General features: G+C 37.2%; 2 protein-coding genes. Both read left to right on the top strand.

The genetic code is table 11. The features are described 5' to 3' along the window. Window positions 1-818: hypothetical protein (locus AB1630_11860; protein MEW6104487.1), on the top strand; the 818-nt coding region annotated here is incomplete at its 5' end. A gap of 3 nt (window positions 819-821) precedes the next feature. Beyond that, on the top strand, window positions 822-2,765 hold the full coding sequence (locus tag AB1630_11855) for an Ig-like domain-containing protein (GenBank protein MEW6104486.1): 1,944 nt from the start codon (window positions 822-824) through the stop codon (window positions 2,763-2,765). Window positions 2,766-2,877 lie beyond the last annotated feature (112 nt).

Raw genomic sequence — 2,877 nt, 5'->3', positions numbered from 1 at the left:
TTAGAAAGCTGGATTTGTTGGATTTGGGTGTTGACCCTTCAATAGTAAAAGACGATGCAAAATTATACAAGACAACCCTTTATCCCAAAAAATCTATTCTAGGAGGCATACTTGGCATAAGAAGCGGAACTGTAATTGCCTATGGTCATTTGATTAAGCCTCCATATTATGTAGAAAGAAAGGGCGAGGAGGTTTTTATTAATGGAATTCGGGTTCATCCCCTCATGAGCAATCCTAATTACAAAATCAAGCCGAAAGTTTTTACTGAGGAAGAAACCAGGCAATATGAAGAGTATGTTAAAACAGTGAATGCCCTTATAAATTATTATTGGGAGGTCAAGAATAAAGAGGGCAAAGAGTCTGCGATTAAGAAATTGCTGGAATTTGCAAAAAGATTTGAAAATATAGAAAAAATAGAATGGAATAGGGAGAGAAACGAACCTCTTATTCTTTGGAAAGGAGAGAAATATCCAGAAGGGATAATGTATTTTGATGATCGCCCTCCTCAACCCCCTCTTACAGAGGAAGAACGGAAAAAAGCAGAGGAAGAACAAAAAAAGGATAGCCTAGAGACAGCTATTAGAGAGAAAAAATCCTATGAGAAATGCTTAAAAAACAATTGTGTAAAGGTATTTGATTATAGTGGGGTAGAAATAGGTGGCATAGACTCTGACGCTAAGGAATCTATTATAAATATTATGGAAAACCCTAAATTAAGCAACAAGGAAAAGATAAAGGAATTGGAAATTTTGTTTGATGATGACGATATTGCCAAATCAATCTTTTATAACTATGACCCTAAAGAGTGGAAGGAGTAAACAATGAAACAGATTGTTTTAGGCTTGCTTGTAAGCTCTTTTCTCTATGGCTTAGAGGTTCCTGAACCTCGTAAAGCATTTGTCTTTGTCCCTTGCAGATTTATACAGGACAATGGTGGTGGAAATGAGATGAAGAATTTATTTGATCACGAGGGACATAATTATCATAATTATCGACTTAGTAGATTTTTAATTCAAGATAAGCATAAACCACCTTTAAACCCAGTAACAACCCTTTCCGAATTTGAAAATGCCCTAAAGGGAGGATATGGGGTATTTTTTGTCCATACACATGGAAATTTTAACTGCCTAATCGTTGAAGCCTATCCGGTTACTAAAGAGGGTAAAGAAGCACGAAACAAGGCATTTGATAAATATATAGCAACGGGATATTATGGAAAAGAAGGCACAGAAATCTATAAAGATATAGTAGCTGGTAAGTGTTATGTAATTGGTGTAACAAAAAAATTTATTCAAAAAAGAGCCTCTTTAAACAAAAGCCTTGTTTATATAGCCGCTTGTCACTCTTTTGGTCTTGCCGATGATTTTAATGCCAGAAACTTTTTAGGGTATCAAGACCTTTCTTATCCTTCAATAAGCCGCCAGGATGTAGAAAACCTCTTTTACAACATGGGTGGATTAAAGGATGATGTGGATTATGTAAAAGATAACGATAATATAAGATTTGTTTTTGATTATGCCCATAGTGTTAATCCAAATTTACTAGCTAGACTTAATGGTCCAGATATGCAGCTATACCTTGCCCCTAAAATCCTTAAGGTTGAGGTAAATAGAGAGGTAGGAATAGACAAGGAAGAAATCTATACCTACAAATATCCTGACCTTAAATACCCATTTATTGATTCTCCCTACCCTGGAGACCTCTCTCGTTGTCAAAAGAAGCCTGTCAAGGCTGGAAGATTAAGGGTAAAGATAAGGTTTTCTGAGGAGATACATCCAGCAGGAGCTAAAGTTTGGTTAGAGCCTCCAGGTAGTATAGACTGCGTTGAGGTTACCCACGAATCCTGGCAGAAGACTTTATATGCCAATGACACCTGGAAGGGCTATATAGACATTCCTTCCAATCAGGGTAATAAATGGGATGGAACTATAACTGTAATTGCAAAGGCATATGATAATTTTACAGAGGACGACAGCTCTATAAGCCCTACTGGAGAATTGGATACAGATGGTGATGGAATGCCTGGTAGAAAGGAGCAAAAAAGGATTAAGAATAACAATGACAGTTATGGACTAGAAACTTGCCATGAATTTGAAATTGACCTCACCCCACCCAAGATAAAGAAAGCAGAAATCCTTCCTCAAGAAAGGGTGGAGGGGACTACAACTTTTACGGGTGTTCGTGGATATTCCAAAGATTATGACACAGGGAATATCGTCAATACACCTTTAATGAGAGAATGTCTTCATTTGGTTAAGATTACCTTTGATGAGCCAATGGATTTAACCAAGCCATTAAATGTATTCTTTAGCTCAGATAATCACCCTGTTTCATTCCGCTTTTGGTCAAATACCAACACAACCTGGCATGGTGATTTCTTTATTCCAAGGGATCAGGAATACCAAGGAACACATACCCTTACCATAGAAGGTGGAGAAGACCTTGCAGGAAATACCTTTGATTCTGACCCAACCACAGAACAAATAGACCCCGATACAAGCAATCAATTCCAAATATTTCTTCCAGATATTGCCTATACACAATGGGTTCCTGTTCCAGATTCAACCCACAAGCAAGGCTCTACTCATTTATTAAATATAGAAAGCAAAGAGTCAATAATGCTAACTGGAGGATGGTCCCCCCAATTCTTTCCTGATGGTGAATGGCTTGCTATTTGGGGAAAAAACACATATACAGCAACTAGTGTCGTGTTGACTAAATTTCGCACGAATTTTACTAAAGTTTTAGTTCACAAAAGCCGATAATATAAATAGGGATATTTTCCCAGGAGGTATTGGCAATGCGTGGACCAAAATCAAAAACAATTATTCTTTCAAAGGAACAAATTGAAGTTCTCAAAAAGAATCTCCGCTCTGG

It is taken from the genome of bacterium (genome assembly GCA_040753555.1).
GTDB lineage: Bacteria > UBA9089 > UBA9088 > UBA9088 > UBA9088 > JBFLYE01.
The sequence above is the reverse complement of the archived record's forward strand: the minus strand, read 5'-3'. Positions and strand labels throughout refer to the sequence as shown.